Source organism: Campylobacter sp. 2018MI34 (assembly GCF_016598975.1).
GTDB lineage: Bacteria > Campylobacterota > Campylobacteria > Campylobacterales > Campylobacteraceae > Campylobacter_D.
Window position 1 is genome coordinate 1 of the sequence record NZ_JAENKS010000032.1, and the last position, 13,893, is coordinate 13,893.

General features: G+C 29.5%; 14 protein-coding genes and 1 pseudogene. 3 read left to right on the forward strand and 12 right to left on the reverse strand.

Going from position 1 to position 13,893, the window contains the following annotated elements; all coding sequences use genetic code 11:
• The 11 genes and pseudogenes from JG676_RS07195 to JG676_RS07240 form a co-directional block, all read right to left on the reverse strand.
• On the reverse strand, window positions 1–1,219 hold a 1,219-nt coding region (locus tag JG676_RS07195; RefSeq protein ID WP_200217798.1), incomplete at its 3' end, for a Na+/H+ antiporter NhaC family protein.
• Window positions 1,220–1,536: 317 nt separating this feature from the next.
• Window positions 1,537–4,119, reverse strand: coding sequence for a flagellar hook protein FlgE (gene flgE, locus JG676_RS07200; RefSeq protein WP_200217799.1), 2,583 nt, complete (start codon window positions 4,117–4,119; stop codon window positions 1,537–1,539).
• A gap of 167 nt (window positions 4,120–4,286) precedes the next feature.
• Window positions 4,287–4,466: pseudogene (locus JG676_RS09245) on the reverse strand (hypothetical protein); the annotation flags it as partial.
• 6 nt (window positions 4,467–4,472) lie between these two features.
• Entirely contained in the window at window positions 4,473–5,102 is a 630-nt protein-coding gene (locus JG676_RS07205) for a protein-L-isoaspartate(D-aspartate) O-methyltransferase (RefSeq protein ID WP_200217800.1), read from the reverse strand.
• 62 nt (window positions 5,103–5,164) lie between these two features.
• Window positions 5,165–6,535, reverse strand: coding sequence for a nicotinate phosphoribosyltransferase (locus JG676_RS07210; protein ID WP_200217801.1), 1,371 nt, complete (start codon window positions 6,533–6,535; stop codon window positions 5,165–5,167).
• Window positions 6,536–6,538: 3 nt separating this feature from the next.
• Entirely contained in the window at window positions 6,539–7,561 is a 1,023-nt protein-coding gene (locus tag JG676_RS07215) for a ribonucleotide-diphosphate reductase subunit beta (RefSeq protein ID WP_131163445.1), read from the reverse strand.
• Window positions 7,562–7,563: 2 nt separating this feature from the next.
• The gene (locus tag JG676_RS07220; protein WP_200217802.1) at window positions 7,564–7,986 is read right to left on the reverse strand and encodes an RDD family protein; all 423 of its coding nucleotides are present in this window, start codon (window positions 7,984–7,986) and stop codon (window positions 7,564–7,566) included.
• The gene (pyrE, locus tag JG676_RS07225; protein WP_200217803.1) at window positions 7,986–8,594 is read right to left on the reverse strand and encodes an orotate phosphoribosyltransferase; all 609 of its coding nucleotides are present in this window, start codon (window positions 8,592–8,594) and stop codon (window positions 7,986–7,988) included. The genes JG676_RS07220 and pyrE overlap by 1 nt, the downstream gene beginning before the upstream one ends.
• A 3-nt stretch (window positions 8,595–8,597) precedes the next feature.
• A complete protein-coding gene (gene frr / locus JG676_RS07230; RefSeq protein ID WP_200217804.1) occupies window positions 8,598–9,155 on the reverse strand; it encodes a ribosome recycling factor in 558 nt (185 codons plus the stop codon).
• Between the two features lie 10 nt (window positions 9,156–9,165).
• Window positions 9,166–9,507 carry a preprotein translocase subunit SecG gene (secG, locus tag JG676_RS07235; protein ID WP_200217805.1) on the reverse strand — a complete coding sequence of 114 codons (342 nt, stop codon included), beginning with the start codon at window positions 9,505–9,507 and terminating at the stop codon, window positions 9,166–9,168.
• 104 nt (window positions 9,508–9,611) lie between these two features.
• On the reverse strand, window positions 9,612–10,307 hold the full coding sequence (locus JG676_RS07240; protein ID WP_200217806.1) for a Bax inhibitor-1/YccA family protein: 696 nt from the start codon (window positions 10,305–10,307) through the stop codon (window positions 9,612–9,614).
• A gap of 153 nt (window positions 10,308–10,460) precedes the next feature.
• Between JG676_RS07240 and JG676_RS07245 the strand changes: the two genes are divergently transcribed.
• Both JG676_RS07245 and JG676_RS07250 read left to right on the forward strand, forming a co-directional pair.
• A complete protein-coding gene (locus JG676_RS07245) occupies window positions 10,461–11,081 on the forward strand; it encodes a carbonic anhydrase (RefSeq protein WP_200217807.1) in 621 nt (206 codons plus the stop codon).
• Window positions 11,082–11,084: 3 nt separating this feature from the next.
• The gene (locus JG676_RS07250) at window positions 11,085–12,965 is read left to right on the forward strand and encodes a mechanosensitive ion channel family protein (RefSeq protein ID WP_200217808.1); all 1,881 of its coding nucleotides are present in this window, start codon (window positions 11,085–11,087) and stop codon (window positions 12,963–12,965) included.
• 18 nt (window positions 12,966–12,983) lie between these two features.
• Here JG676_RS07250 and JG676_RS07255 read toward each other — a convergent pair whose 3' ends face one another.
• Complete coding sequence (locus JG676_RS07255) at window positions 12,984–13,337, reverse strand: hypothetical protein (protein WP_200170402.1); 354 nt, start codon at window positions 13,335–13,337, stop codon at window positions 12,984–12,986.
• A gap of 74 nt (window positions 13,338–13,411) precedes the next feature.
• Here JG676_RS07255 and JG676_RS07260 point away from each other — a divergent pair, with 74 nt between their 5' ends.
• Entirely contained in the window at window positions 13,412–13,723 is a 312-nt protein-coding gene (locus JG676_RS07260) for an ArsC/Spx/MgsR family protein (RefSeq protein WP_373563818.1), read from the forward strand.
• The last annotated feature ends 170 nt before the right edge of the window (window positions 13,724–13,893 follow it).

A 13,893-nucleotide genomic window follows, 5' to 3' on the forward strand; every position in this document is an offset into this window, starting at 1 on the left:
TAATGTGATCGTGTTGTTTATCAGCATTAAGTCCTACACTAACACCCATTGTAGTTTCACTTGCTGGACTTCCTGCATCACCAAGTGCTCCTGCAACTCCTATTATAAAGACTATTAAAGCAAGAGAGAAATTTAATTCCAAACAAATAGGAACAAAAAGAGTGGTGATAATAGGTATAGTTCCAAAAGAAGTTCCTATACCCATTGTGATTAAAAGTCCTATTAAAAGCATTATAAAAATAGCTAGAAATTTACTCTCTTGCATAAAAGGAACAACAGAATTTACAAGCTCACTAACAGCACCGCTTTGTTTTAAAACTTCTCCATATCCAGCCGCTACGAGTATAACAAAGGCTATAAAGCCCATCATCTTTAAACCATCATCAAAAATCAAATCAATTTTTTTGTATTCAACTCCTCCTAAAATTACCATTAAAACAAAACCTAAAAGTCCAGATAAAGGTAAATTCATAGTAGCAATTTGGCAGATTAAAGTTACTATAAGTCCTGCTAAAACACCCCATTCCTTACGTGTCATTTTAAGATTGTCAAAATCTACTTTAGAAATTTCTATCTCTTTATATTCTCTTGGTTTTCTATAAAAAACAAAAAGAGCTAAAAAAAGTCCTAGTATCATACAAAAAGCAGCTAAATACATCGTATTGGTAACATCGCTTAAGCTTACATTTACTCCATTAGAAGCTATATTATCTTTTATCAAGTCTTGAAAAGTTAGTCCAAAACCCACAGGCAATACCATATAAGGAGTGGTAAGTCCAAAAGTTAAAGCACAAGCTACCGCTCTACGATCAATTTTTAAGCGATTAAAAAGACTTAAAAGTGGCGGTATTAAAAGTGGTATAAAAGCCACATGTATAGGCACTAAATTTTGTGAAAAACAAGAAATAATAGTTAAAGAAATTAGCAAAAAGTATTTTTTATGCGAAATAAAGTGGCTTACGATTTTAATCAAATAAGCAGTTAAATTTGTTTTGGAAATAGCAGCAGCAATGGCTCCTAGTAAAATATAACTTAAAGCAGTTTTTAAATTTTCTTTCATACCGCTTATTAAAATATCCATAGTCTCCACCATAGACAAATGAGCAAGCATTCCAGCTACTAAAGCAGAGATTAAAAGACTAAGCAAAACATTAAAACGAAAAATACAAAGTAAAGTCATTAAGATAACACTTATAATAATGGGATTACTTAAGAGCATATAATTTCCTTAAAAAGTATTAAATCTTTTATCATACTTATAAAAGATTAATTTTTGCTTTATTTGTTTAAATTTAAACTAAAAGGCAGGTTTTTTGTAGTTATTTACTTTTTATATTTTTAAGTTAAATTTAATTAACTTAAAAAAGTATCAATTAAATTGCAACTCACCAAAAGGTGAGTTAGCAATAATTGAAGGCATCAAGCCTACGTATAAATCTTGTATTGTAAAACCACTAAAAGTAGGCTTGCAAAGCAAGATTTAGTTTATCCAAGAAAACTTGGATAAAGGCTTTATCCAAAAAAGATAAAGCTTGATTATTGTTTTAATTGGATCAAAGTTTGAAGCATTTGATCGCTAGTTGAAATTGTTTTAGAGTTTGCTTGATAACCTCTTTGTATGATGATAAGCTCAGTTAAAGAACGACTCAAATCCACGTTTGACATTTCAAGTGCTGAGGTTTTCATCTCACCGCGTCCGCCTGTTCCAGCTTCACCTACTACTATAGAACCACTATTTGCTGTTACTTTAAAAAGATTTCCACCGATTTCTTCAAGACCTGAGTTATTAGCCACTGAAGCCATAGCGATTTTTGCTACTGCAAAAGTTTTTCCGTTTGTAAATTCACCTAAGATATTACCTTTATCATCAACGCGTATCGCATCAGGTTTTAAGTTTCCTGAAGTATAACCATCAGTTGCTTGAGAAGTTAAGGTTGAAGCTGAGTTTGAGCTTACTAGACCATCATTGCTTCCACTTGTTCCAAAGCTAAGTTTGATTTGTTGATTTGGTGCTGCACCATTATTTGGTGAAAAATTGATTGTTCTTGGATTATAGTTTGATAAAGAACCATCATTGTTAAATCTTGCTGTTCCTACGATGATATTGTTCGGACCCTCTCCTGTGGTATTGATCTCAGCAGGCTCAGGAACACGGATAATCATTTGCCATTCATTACCCCCATCTTGAGTTGTGCTTTGTTTTACAAATTGCACTTCTAAAGTGTGTTTTGAACCTAAAGAGTCATAAATTTCAAGTCCAGCTGAAAAAGCGCTAAGTTTTAAAAGCTCGCTTTGTTTTACTTGATTTCCAGCAGGAAAAGAACCATCAAGTCCTTTAAAGATTTTTGTAAAAGCATCATTAGTGCTTACTGTTCCTTTTTCATCTGTATAAGCTGTGATGTTAAAATTCATATTGTGAGGTCCAAATTGTAATGCTCCTTGACCCCCTGTAACAAGTGTTGGACTATTTGTAGTTTCATTAACATTAGTGATAGAAAAAGCCCCTGAAGAATTTACAACTACTTTAACATTTTCATTTACATCAGCTGCGGCAAATGAACCACTTCCATCATAATCAACCCCATATCTTGCATCTCTTTGTAAAAGCTCTCTTAAATCTTCAGTAGTATGGAAGGTTCTTACATCTGTATTTAGTAAAGAGCCATTCATTACCGCATTGTAATAATTTTGCGAACCAATAACATTTGTATCTGTACCATTCCAAGTAGGATTTCCTGCTCCTCCATTTGTCCCTGGAACATAAGAATAACCTCCATCAGGATTATACATAGGAGGAAGAGTTTGGGCTGAAGAGCTATAGATATATTTATGAGCAGTGATGACCTGAGCTTTAAATCCTCCTGTTAAATTATTTTGTGTGCCAGCTGTTCCGCCTGTAGCTGTCCATAAAGAAGCATTATTTTGTGTTACTTGAGTATATGCAAATGAACCTTCTGTGCCATCTTGCCCTGCTGTCCAAGTCGCTGTCCAAACCTCACCTGCTGTATTATCAGAATTTACTACAAGATTGATATTTTTCATACTATCTGTAGTGCCATCTGAGTTATCATTGATAAAATCTATACCACTACCATCAGCATTTTTAACTGCTTTAACTCCTGTTCCTTGTCTTGTGTCATTAGAAGCTGTGAAAGTATTGATATAAGTTATAGCCTCATCTATACTTGATATGTTATCATTTTCTATTTTTACACCATTTAAAACTATGCTTAATTTTGTTTTTTGATCACCATTTCCCCAAAAAGCTGCTGTTTGAGTTTGTTGTAAATTTGCATCAAAAGCACTTACTCCTAAAGAGTTTGTAGAGTATTTTGCATCTGCATAAGATACCCAAATTCCTTGTCCATCTCTTAAATTTAAACCTGTTCCATTGGAATTAAATAAAGAAGCACAATCAACCCCTTTTTCTGTAACTTCTACAGAATTTTTAGAAGTGGTGTAAAACTGAGTTGTTCCTGTATCGTTTTCATCTTTAGTTTCACTTGTTTTGCTATTGTATCCATGAACAGAATCTAAAGAATATAATGGTCTGCTAGCTGTGCCTATGTTAAGACCGCTGTTAAGATTTGCTTTGATAGCTACTTCGGTTGATTGTGCTGCTGGGATGTGCATACCTGGATCGATGAAAATATTTTGTGGGCTTCTTGAAGAATCAATGCTTTGAGTATCCCAGTCTATATTCCACCCTTGAACAACAAAGCCAGAATTATTAACGAAATTTCCGTAAGCATCAAGTTTAAAATCTCCTGAACGTGTAAGATAATTTGTAAGACCGCCATCATCACTTACCATAAAAAATCCATCACCATTGATTGCAACGTCGGTGTTTTTATCTGTGGTTTGAACTGAACCTTGAGAGTGAATTCTTGTTGTGGAGCTAACTGAGGTGCCAAGTCCGATTTGTAAAGGGTTTTGCCCCCCTCTTCCATCAGTTGGAGCTGTGGCTATTTTTACTGTTTGGCTAAACATAGTTCCAAAATCAGCACGAGAATATTTAAAACCTGTAGTATTAACGTTTGCAATGTTGTTACCTTCAACGTCCATTGCAATTTGGTGTGCTTGAAGTCCGCTAACTCCGGACCAAAGTGATCTCATCATAATTAAATCCTTTATAAAGTATTGCTTAAAATTATTCGAAAAAATACTAAGCAATTTTTGTTCCAAAATTTGTTTTGAATTTATTTTGGGTGGGTGGGATAATGTCACACTTTGTTTCGCATTGAAAATGCTGAAATAAAGTGTGACATTGAAATTTATATCAATAAAGTATCAATATAAGCTATAGCCTCATCTAAGCTTTTAATAGTTTCATTTTTAATATTAATACCATTTAAAGTAATATCTAAAGTAACAGGCTTACTTTCATGTCCCCAAAATATTACAGGGTTCTGAGCTGTAACACTATTAGGATCAAAAACAGTTCCACCTTGAGTGCTAAATTGGGCTTAAAATCACTCTTTTCCGTCTAAAACAGGCACAAATAAGCATTCTTCTAAAATTTCTTTTTGTAAAGAGGTTCCATTTTTGGTTAATCTTGTGATGTATTGTTTTCCATTTTGAAGTATAGGAGCTACTAAGATCCCATTATCACTTAGTTGATCAAGTATGATTTCTGGTATAGAAGTAGCATAAGCTGAAAATAAAATTCTATCATAAGGCGCATAATTTTTCCAGCCATTTTGCCCATCATCATAACGCACATTGATATTGCTAAATCCTAAAGCTCTAAAGGTATTTGAAGCACTTTTAGCAAGATTTTCTATGCGTTCGATTGTAAAAACTCTTCTTATGATACGACTTAAAATTGCTGCTTGATAGCCACTACCACATCCTATTTCTAAAACACTATCAGCATCTTTGAAATTTAGTGCCATAGTCATTTTTGCAACGGTTAAAGGAGAGCTTATCCACTGAGAATTTGCTAAAGGTAAGGCATCTAAGCGGTATGCGTGAGCTTTTAGAGGAGAAAAAATTTCACGTGGGACTTCGCAAAAGGCATTAAAAAGTTCTTCATTGATAAAGATCTTTTTGGCGATTTCTTCAGTCATAGTTTTTACACGTTTTTGCTCAAATGCATTCATTTTTACTCCTTAAATTTAAAAAAAATTGTAGCAAAAAAAATTATGCTTGAAAAATTCTCAAATTATTTTATTAGAGAATTTTTGATTTTTAAAAGTTTATTTGAAAATTTAAGTTTATATTTTGTTTTAGATTTTAATGCTAAAAACTTAGAATCTAAAGTTTTAAGTCCTTGTGCAAGATAAGATCTAATTTCTTCTAAGTCTTTTTTTTCTTTAACTCTTTTTCCATTTTTAAATACTAAATTTAAAAGTTCTTTTGCGTAATATTCTTTTTTGATAATGATTTTTTCATTATATATTAAAAGCTTATCATAAAGAGCTTTGTTGGAGTTTTTATCATAAATTCTATAAAGCTTTTTTAAGTGTGGATAAATGGTTTTTTGAGAGTTTTCGCTTATTTTGATTTTGGGTTTGATATCTTCATTTTCTTGTATTGCTACAAGTTTATATACGCAACCAAATACAGGATCGCTTTTTGCGGTTATAAGTCTTTCTCCTACTCCATAAGCATCGATAGGAGCATTATTTGAAACCAAATCTTTTATGATAAATTCATCTAAAGAATTTGATGCGATAATTTTACATTCTTTTAATCCTGCAAGATCGAGTTCTTTTCTTATAAATTTGCTTAAATTTAAAAGATCTCCAGAGTCTAAACGCACTGCACCTTTTGTGATATTTAAAGATTTAAAAGCATTGATGGCATTTAAAAGTCCTTTTTTTACATCATAAGTATCAATGAGTAAAATGGGTTGATTAGGATAAAGTTTAAGATAATTTATAAAAGCTTCGTATTCATTATCAAACATTTGTATCCAAGAATGTGCCATAGTTCCTATGGCTTTTATATTGTAAATTTTAGCACTTAAAGTGCAAGAAGTTCCATCAAAACCAGCTATATAAGCTGATCTTGCCCCATTAATAGCTGCTTGGCTTCCATGAGCTCTACGCGCACCAAATTCAAAAACAAGAGCTTTTTGTGCTACTCTTTTTATGCGATTTGCTTTAGTGGCAATAAGGCTTTGGTGATTGATATTTAAAAGTAGAAAGGTTTCTAAAAGTTGCGCTTCTATAGGGTTTGCTTTAATGATCATTAAAGGTTCATTTGGAAAGATAATTTCACCTTCATTCATAGAATAAATAGTGCCCATAAATTTAAAACGGCTTAGATATTCTAAAAATTCTTCACAAAAAATTTCTTGTTTTCTTAAAAATTCTATATCTTCTTTATCAAAATGTAAATTTTCAATAAATTCTAAAACACTCTCAAGTCCAGCAAAAATAGCAAAAGAAGCATTATCTGGCACTTTTCTGAAAAAAACTTCAAAATAGCAAAGTTCATTTTCTAATTTTTTTAAAAAATAGCCTTGTGCCATTGTGAATTCATAAAAATCACAAAGCAAGGCTAAATTTTGTTTTTTTTGTTCTTTCATTGATTAAAAATCATCAAAACTTATGCTACCTTTTGAGTAGTTGGTTACTTTGCTTTCAAAGAAATTGCTTTTTTGATCATTAAATTTAGAAAAATCATCTACCCACTTGATAGGATGACTTGCGTTGTATATTTTATCAAGATTGATTGCTAATAGTCTTTGATCGATTAAATAATGGATATATTCTTCTATAATATCATCTGTAAAGCCCATAATTTGATTTTGAGTGATATATTTTCCCCATTTGATTTCAAGCTCTCCAGCTTTTTTAAACATTTCATAAATTTTATTGATATTTTTATCGTTAAAAAGATCTGGTCTTTCTTTGCGTGTTGAATTAATCATATTTTGAAATAAAAGCAAATGAGTGATTTCATCTCTTTGGATAAAACGAATCATTTGTGCAGATCCTAGCATTTTACCAGCTCTAGCTAAAGCATAGATCGCAGTAAAGCCACTATAAAAATAAATTCCTTCTAAAATTTGATTTGCTACCATTGCTAAAAGAAGTTTGTTATCATCTACATCGCCTGCTAATTCTTCATAAATTCCTGAAATAAAATCATTTTTTTCTCTTAAGGTTTCATCGTGTTTTTCCATTTCATAAATTAAATCAGTATTATCACAAATTGCTTCTACCATAACAGCATAAGATTTTGAATGATTTGCTTCTTCGTAAGCTTGACGTGCTAAAACAGCATTGATTTCAGGAGCTGTAATATAAGGGTTGATATTATCAGCTAAATTGTTAGTTTGAAAACTATCCATAGAAATAAGTTGAGACCATACAAGATCATACATTCTTTTTTCAGCCGCAGTGAGATTGCAACGATAATCAAGAGCGTCTTTAGTGGTATCTACTTCTTTTGGAAACCAAGTGTTTGCTTCCATAACATCCCAAAGTTTTAAAGCCCAAGTGTATTTTGCTTTGGTAAAATTTAAAATCCCGTGAGGATTTCCATCAAAAACTTTTCTATCATTTAAAGTTTCGTTTGAACTCGGATTGTAAATTCTTTTTCTTTTCATTGTTAAGCCTTTCTTTTTATAATACAACTTCTTGTTAATATATCATGTAAATTTAAACCATCTTTTCTAAAAAAACTAAAAAATAATCCTATTATCATTCCAAAGCTTATAAAAAATATAAAATATCTTAATATTATTTTTAAAAATTTAGGCTTTTTACCACTTTTTAAATCCATTAAATAAAGATCGTAAGCTTTTAAACCTGGACTTTGAGCAGATTTTGCTAGAAATAAAGCTTGTATAAAGCCAAAAAGCAAAGGGCAAAGGGTTGTAATAATGCCATTTTGTAAAAAAGCATCTTTAGAGCCTAAAATAAAATAAAATAAATATAAAATTGGAACATAAAGCAAAAAAATATCTATAGTTAAAGCTTTAAAACGCAAAAAGCGTGAAGCGATTTTTGCTTTAATTTTTCTTTCTTTCATTAATTTCCACGACTTCCAGGCTTGATAGCTATGCTACCTTGATCACAAAGCGGGCATTGATCGCTATCATAAATTTCAAAGTCAAAATTTCCTAAGGTAAAAAGAGGAGTATCATTTGGAAGTTTTGCATTTTCTTTTGCTTTTGTATTTAAATTTTTTACAGCACAAAAACCACGATTTGCCAAAGCAGCAAAAGCTACTACTTTACCACCTAAACTTTCTATGATTTTTGCACTCTCTAAAGCACTTCCTCCTGTTGTAATAATATCTTCACAAATAATAAATTTTTCATTTTTTTTCACTTCAAAACCACGTCTTAAAGTCATTTCTCCATTTACTCTTTCTGTAAAAATGAAACGTTTATTACAAGATCTTGCTAGTTCGTATCCAGCTAGTAATCCACCTAGAGCAGGAGAGCAAATACAATCAAATTCTATAGAATATTGAGAGATTATTTTTGCTAATTCATCACAAAGTTCTTGAGCTTTGTTAGGGTATTCTAAAACTTTTGCGCTTTGTAAATAGAATTTAGAATGTTTGCCTGAGCTTAATAAAAAATGCCCTTCTAATAAAGCTTTGCAATCTTTATAAACTTGTTCTAAATTCATAGTTTATACCTTTAATAGTTCTGATTCTTTATTTTTTACACTTTCATCTACTTTGCTAATGTAAAGATCTGTGAGTTTTTGCACTTCATTATAAGCTTTTTTAGCTTCATCTTCTGAAATGGTTTTGTCTTTTTCCATTTTTTTTACACTATCATTTGCATCTTTGCGTATATTTCTTATAGCAATTTTTGCTTTTTCTCCCATAGCTTTAGCGTGTTTTACATTTTCTTCTCTTTGTTCTTTTGTCATAGGAGGAAAGAAAAGTTTTACGCTTTCGCCGTCATTATTAGGATTTACTCCTATATTGGCTGCTGATATTGCAGTTTCGATATTTTTAAGCATAGATTTTTCCCAAGGAGTAATGCTTATAGTAGAGGCATCGTTTGCTAAAACAGTTGAAACTTGATTTAATGGTGTCAAATTTCCATAATAATCTACTTGTATATGATCTAAAATGTGAATATTAACTTTACCTGTTCTTAGAGTGGTAAAGTCTTTTTTTAATGACTCTAAACTTTTTTCACAATGAGCTTTTTGCTTATTAAAAATTTCATTTAGCATTTTAAATCCTTTATTTAGTAATATTATTTTCGTTATTTGTTGGTATAGAAGGGACAACACTCATAGGTGGATTTGGAATGCTTGAGTTATTTTTAACAGTTATTTTTTCGGCTAAAGAGTCTCCAGAAGAAGTATTGTAAATATAGCTTAAAGCGATGGTATTGGCTATTAATACAATTCCCATAAAAAAGGTAAATTTTGCTAAAAATCCTGCAGGACCTTTTGCTCCAAATAAACTTTCATTACTTCCACTATACGCCCCAAGTCCTATACTTGAACTTTTTTGAAGTAAAACAGCTATACAAATAACAACAACAATGATAAACTGCAAAATAATTAAAAGAGTTGTCATATTTTTTCCTAAATTTGTGATTATTGTTTAAGAAAATATTTTAACTTATTTAAACTTGAAAAGATTTGAAATTATCAAGAATTTTGTGGGAATTTTCCCACAAATTAACGACTATTTAAACTTCTTAGAATATTAAGTAAGCTTACAAAAAGATTTACAAAGTCAAGATAAAGAGCTACAGCACCTTCGATAGGAGTTTCATAGTTTCCACGAATAATATTTTGAGTATCATAAAGAATATAAAAAGAAAATAAAATCGCAGCAATCGATGAAATAGCAAGACTTACAATATCACTTTTAATAAAAATATTTAATAAGCTTGCCGCTACTATAACAATAAGAACTATAAATAAAGCTTTTCCCATTGTTGTAAAATCTTTTTTTGTATTCATAGCAAAGATACTTAAAGCACCAAAAGCAACGGTTGTAAGTGCAAAAGCTTGAGCTATTATAATAGCACCTGTTGGCAATGCAAGAACGGAAATTAATAACGGTGTTAAAGTAAGACCTGAACAGAAAGTAAATCCAAAAAGTAAAATTAAATTTAATGGAGCTTCTCTTTTTTTCCATTGTAATGCAAAAAGAAGTCCTATTTCAATAATGAAAAGAATCCAAAAAGTTGCTTGAGATTGTATAAAAAAAGATGCTAAAGCAAAAATTCCAACATAAGCACCAACGCTAGCTGCTAATAAAGACGCTGCAAATAGTTGATAAGTTTGCTTGATAAAAATACTTAGTTGGCTTGAGTAGCTTGTTTCAAGCTCTTTAGATTTTAAATAATCTCTATCATAAAGACTCATTATATCCTCCAAAAAATTATTTTAACTCTAATTATAGTTTAGAACTAAAAACATAAATTTATCAAATAAGTTTTAATCAAAAGTAAAAAGATTTAGATTTGTATGATATTTTTTGATATAATTTAATTTCCATAGTTTATAAATAGGATATGTATGAAAGATCTTATTAAAGGCGCTATAAAGTTTATGCAAGAAGATTTTAAAGAACACGAAGAACTTTTTGCAAGTTTAAAAAATAAACAGAATCCTCATACACTTTTTATAGGTTGTTCTGATTCGCGTGTTATACCGCATTTAATTACCAATACAGGTCCTGGGGAACTTTTTGTGGTAAGAAATATTGCAAATATTATTCCTCCTTATCGCGTGGGAGATGATTTTTTAGCTTCAACTTCTGCAATTGAGTATGCTTTAAATTCATTGCATATTAAAAATATAGTTGTTTGTGGACATAGTAATTGTGGCGGTTGTAGTGCTCTTTATTATCCAAAAGAAGAGCTTGATAAAATGCCCAATGTTAAAAAATGGCTTACACTTCTTAAAGATATTAAAAAAGATGTTTTAAAATTTTCCAAAGATCCTCCAATGCGTTCATGGTTGACAGAAAAACTTAATTTAATTAATTCTTTGCAAAATATTTTAACCTATCCTAATGTTTTAAAATCTTTTGAAGAGGGTAGATTAGAAATTCATGCTTGGTATTACATCATTGAAACAGGTGAAATTTATGAGTATAATTTTAAATCCAAAGTTTTTACTTTAATTCAAGGATAGTTTATGAGAAATTTTTTAGTTTTGTGTTTTTTTGTCTTAAATTTATTTGCAAACGATGATTTTAAGTTTATTGATTTAAATAAAAGCATTTTAAATGAAAGAAATGTTTATACTTTATCTCAGAAATTTGTAGAATTAAATAGACAAATTAATGAATACAAAAAATTTACAGATTCTAATGCAAGTATATATAGTGGTATCCTAAAAGAACTTGAAGAGCAAAAAAAAGAAATTCTTTCAGAAATTCCACGCGTAATTGTAAGTCAAAAGATAAATGAAAAAGCTACAGAGTCTTTTTTAAAATCTAAACAACAATTACAAGATATTTTAAAACGTAGCAGTGATAAAAGCTTTGTTTATGTAGATACAGCTTTAAATTTAACTTATTTGGATATCGTTGAAAGTTTTTATTCTTCTTTATTGAGCTTAGAAAATCTTTTTAAGAGTGCCGCAGATAGTGAAAGTATCATAGGTGTTATTGATAATGCAATGAATGGTTTACAAAAAACTCTTAGTATGGATTTGAGTGTTTATAGAACAAAAATCACCAATCCTAATGAAATAGAAAAAATCTCACATAAAGAAGAAGTAATTTCTAATACGGTTAATTCTTATAATGAAATTTTAAAATATTTAAGAGTAAATGCAAATTTGCTTGAAAGCAATTATCTTTTTAGTATTTTAAGACTTCAAAACTGGATTGATCGTATTAATGAAATAGCAAATATTCATTTTGTAAATACTGGAAAAATAGTTATTTCAATTTTAACTCTTGTTTTTTTCTTTTCATTAAGGAAAATTTTTTCTCAAATAGTTTATTTTTTATTGGTAAAACTAATTTATCGTAATAAAGCAAAAGCTAACGAAGTTAAAACAATTTTTATTGAAAATATCAAAAAACCTGTAGGATTTTTACTTATTGTTTATGCTATTAGTGTTTGTTTGACTATAGCTTTTTATCCAGCGCCTGTTTCTTTTGATCTTACAAATCTTTTTTATATTGTTTATGCTGCACTTATTGCTTGGCTTGTTCTTAATATTTTAGATGGATATGGTATTGTTTTAGTTGCAAATTTAGCTAAAAAAAGCGATAAAAAAGAAGTTGTAAATTTAATTATTAAAATGTTATATTTTATTGTTATTATTATAGCTTTACTTTTTATACTTGCTCAACTTGGTTTTAATATTTCTGCTATTATTGCTTCTTTAGGAATTGGTGGATTGGCTGTTGCTTTAGCAGCAAAAGATATTATTGCAAATTTCTTTGCTTCAATTTTGCTTTTGTTTGATAATAGTTTTAATCAAGGAGATTGGATAGAAATTTCAGGTATTGAAGGAACTGTTGTTGAGATAGGACTTAGAAAAACAACTATAAGAACTTTTGATAATTCTTTGGTTTTTTTGCCAAATTCAACTATTATGGGAGCTAATATTAAGAATTGGAGTAAAAGAAAAATGGGGCGTCATGTAAGAATGTATCTTGGCGTAACTTATGATGCAACTCCAGAACAATTAGAATCTTGTGTAAATGACCTAAGAGAATTATTAGCAAAAAGTCCTTTTGTGGCTCAAGTAGATGATAATGCTTTAAAATACGGCGATACGAAAGTAAAATATCGCCAAAATTTAGTTTCTATTAATGATTTAGAAGGGTATAAAAATTCTTGTTATGTGGCCTTGAGTGATTTTGCTGATAGTAGTATAAATATAGAGCTTTATTTTTATACAAAAGCCATTAAATCAGATGATTTTAGAAATGCAAGACAAAGCTTAATGTTAGAATTTATGAGAATAGTTGCAAAGAATGGATTGAGTTTTGCTTTTCCAAGTAGAAGTGTTTATGTAGAAAGTTTACCTAAAAATTTCCAAGATAATAAAACCTAAAAGGTTTTATTATTAAAATTAATAAGCTTTCTTACGACATTCAATTTCTATTTTTCTTGCAGTAGGAATTGCTGTATTGGACGGGGTAGCTGATGATGACATATAATAAATTTTAGCTTCTAAAAAATCTCCTGTTTTAAGATCTTTAAACATACCTTTTTTATCCATTCCAAATAGACCGCAATTATCCATATCAATTTCAGTGTTTGGTAAAATTTTAATCGCCATTTGTCCGCCATGGATTGTATCAATTAATAATGTTTTATTGTTATCATAAATTTCTGCAATGCTTCCTTGTATCTTAATGCCATCAGCTAAAAGATTTGTAAGTATTCCAGTCCCTACAACCAAAGATAAAAAAATTTTTTTCATATGAACCTTTCTTAATTAAAATATTTGAGAAAGGATACATTGTTTATATAAAGTGAAAGTGAAGTGATTTATAAATCAAAAACTGCAATAGCGTTAAAAAAGCTATGGATTTTCTTACACAAAAACAACTTACTTTTGTTTTTAAAGATATTAAAAAAATAGATAATAACATTTTAAATTTATGGCTTTTAAAAAGAAATTTAAATGAATTAATTAATCTTTCTAGTACAAGTGCAAGAAAGCTTAATCTTAATAAAGAAAAGCTTCAAAGTTTAAGCAAAGAAGAATTATTTAATATTGTTTTATTAAATCCTACTTTAATTAAAAGACCAATTATAGAAATAAATAATGAAATTTTAATAGGAAAAGATTATGAGAAAATTTAATAAGTAATTATTTTTTATTTTTAAAATCTTATTATAAAAATAAAACAACCAACCCATCTCATTTAAAAACACTTCAAAGCTTTGTTCTAAAATTTAAGCATAATCTATCAATGAAATTAAATTTTTAACACAGCTTTATATTTATCATTAAATTGTTTTTTATTTAGTTT

Excerpts from the sequence above, each read along its gene's own strand:
- flgE (WP_200217799.1), bottom strand. The coding sequence starts at position 4,119 with ATGATGAGATCACTTTGGTCCGGAGTTAGCGGACTTCAAGCACACCAA.
- JG676_RS07205 (WP_200217800.1), bottom strand. The coding sequence starts at position 5,102 with ATGAATGCATTTGAGCAAAAACGTGTAAAAACTATGACTGAAGAAATC.
- JG676_RS07210 (WP_200217801.1), bottom strand. The coding sequence starts at position 6,535 with ATGAAAGAACAAAAAAAACAAAATTTAGCCTTGCTTTGTGATTTTTAT.
- JG676_RS07215 (WP_131163445.1), bottom strand. The coding sequence starts at position 7,561 with ATGAAAAGAAAAAGAATTTACAATCCGAGTTCAAACGAAACTTTAAAT.
- JG676_RS07220 (WP_200217802.1), bottom strand. The coding sequence starts at position 7,986 with ATGAAAGAAAGAAAAATTAAAGCAAAAATCGCTTCACGCTTTTTGCGT.
- pyrE (WP_200217803.1), bottom strand. The coding sequence starts at position 8,594 with ATGAATTTAGAACAAGTTTATAAAGATTGCAAAGCTTTATTAGAAGGG.
- frr (WP_200217804.1), bottom strand. The coding sequence starts at position 9,155 with ATGCTAAATGAAATTTTTAATAAGCAAAAAGCTCATTGTGAAAAAAGT.
- secG (WP_200217805.1), bottom strand. The coding sequence starts at position 9,507 with ATGACAACTCTTTTAATTATTTTGCAGTTTATCATTGTTGTTGTTATT.
- JG676_RS07240 (WP_200217806.1), bottom strand. The coding sequence starts at position 10,307 with ATGAGTCTTTATGATAGAGATTATTTAAAATCTAAAGAGCTTGAAACA.
- JG676_RS07245 (WP_200217807.1), top strand. The coding sequence starts at position 10,461 with ATGAAAGATCTTATTAAAGGCGCTATAAAGTTTATGCAAGAAGATTTT.
- JG676_RS07250 (WP_200217808.1), top strand. The coding sequence starts at position 11,085 with ATGAGAAATTTTTTAGTTTTGTGTTTTTTTGTCTTAAATTTATTTGCA.
- JG676_RS07255 (WP_200170402.1), bottom strand. The coding sequence starts at position 13,337 with ATGAAAAAAATTTTTTTATCTTTGGTTGTAGGGACTGGAATACTTACA.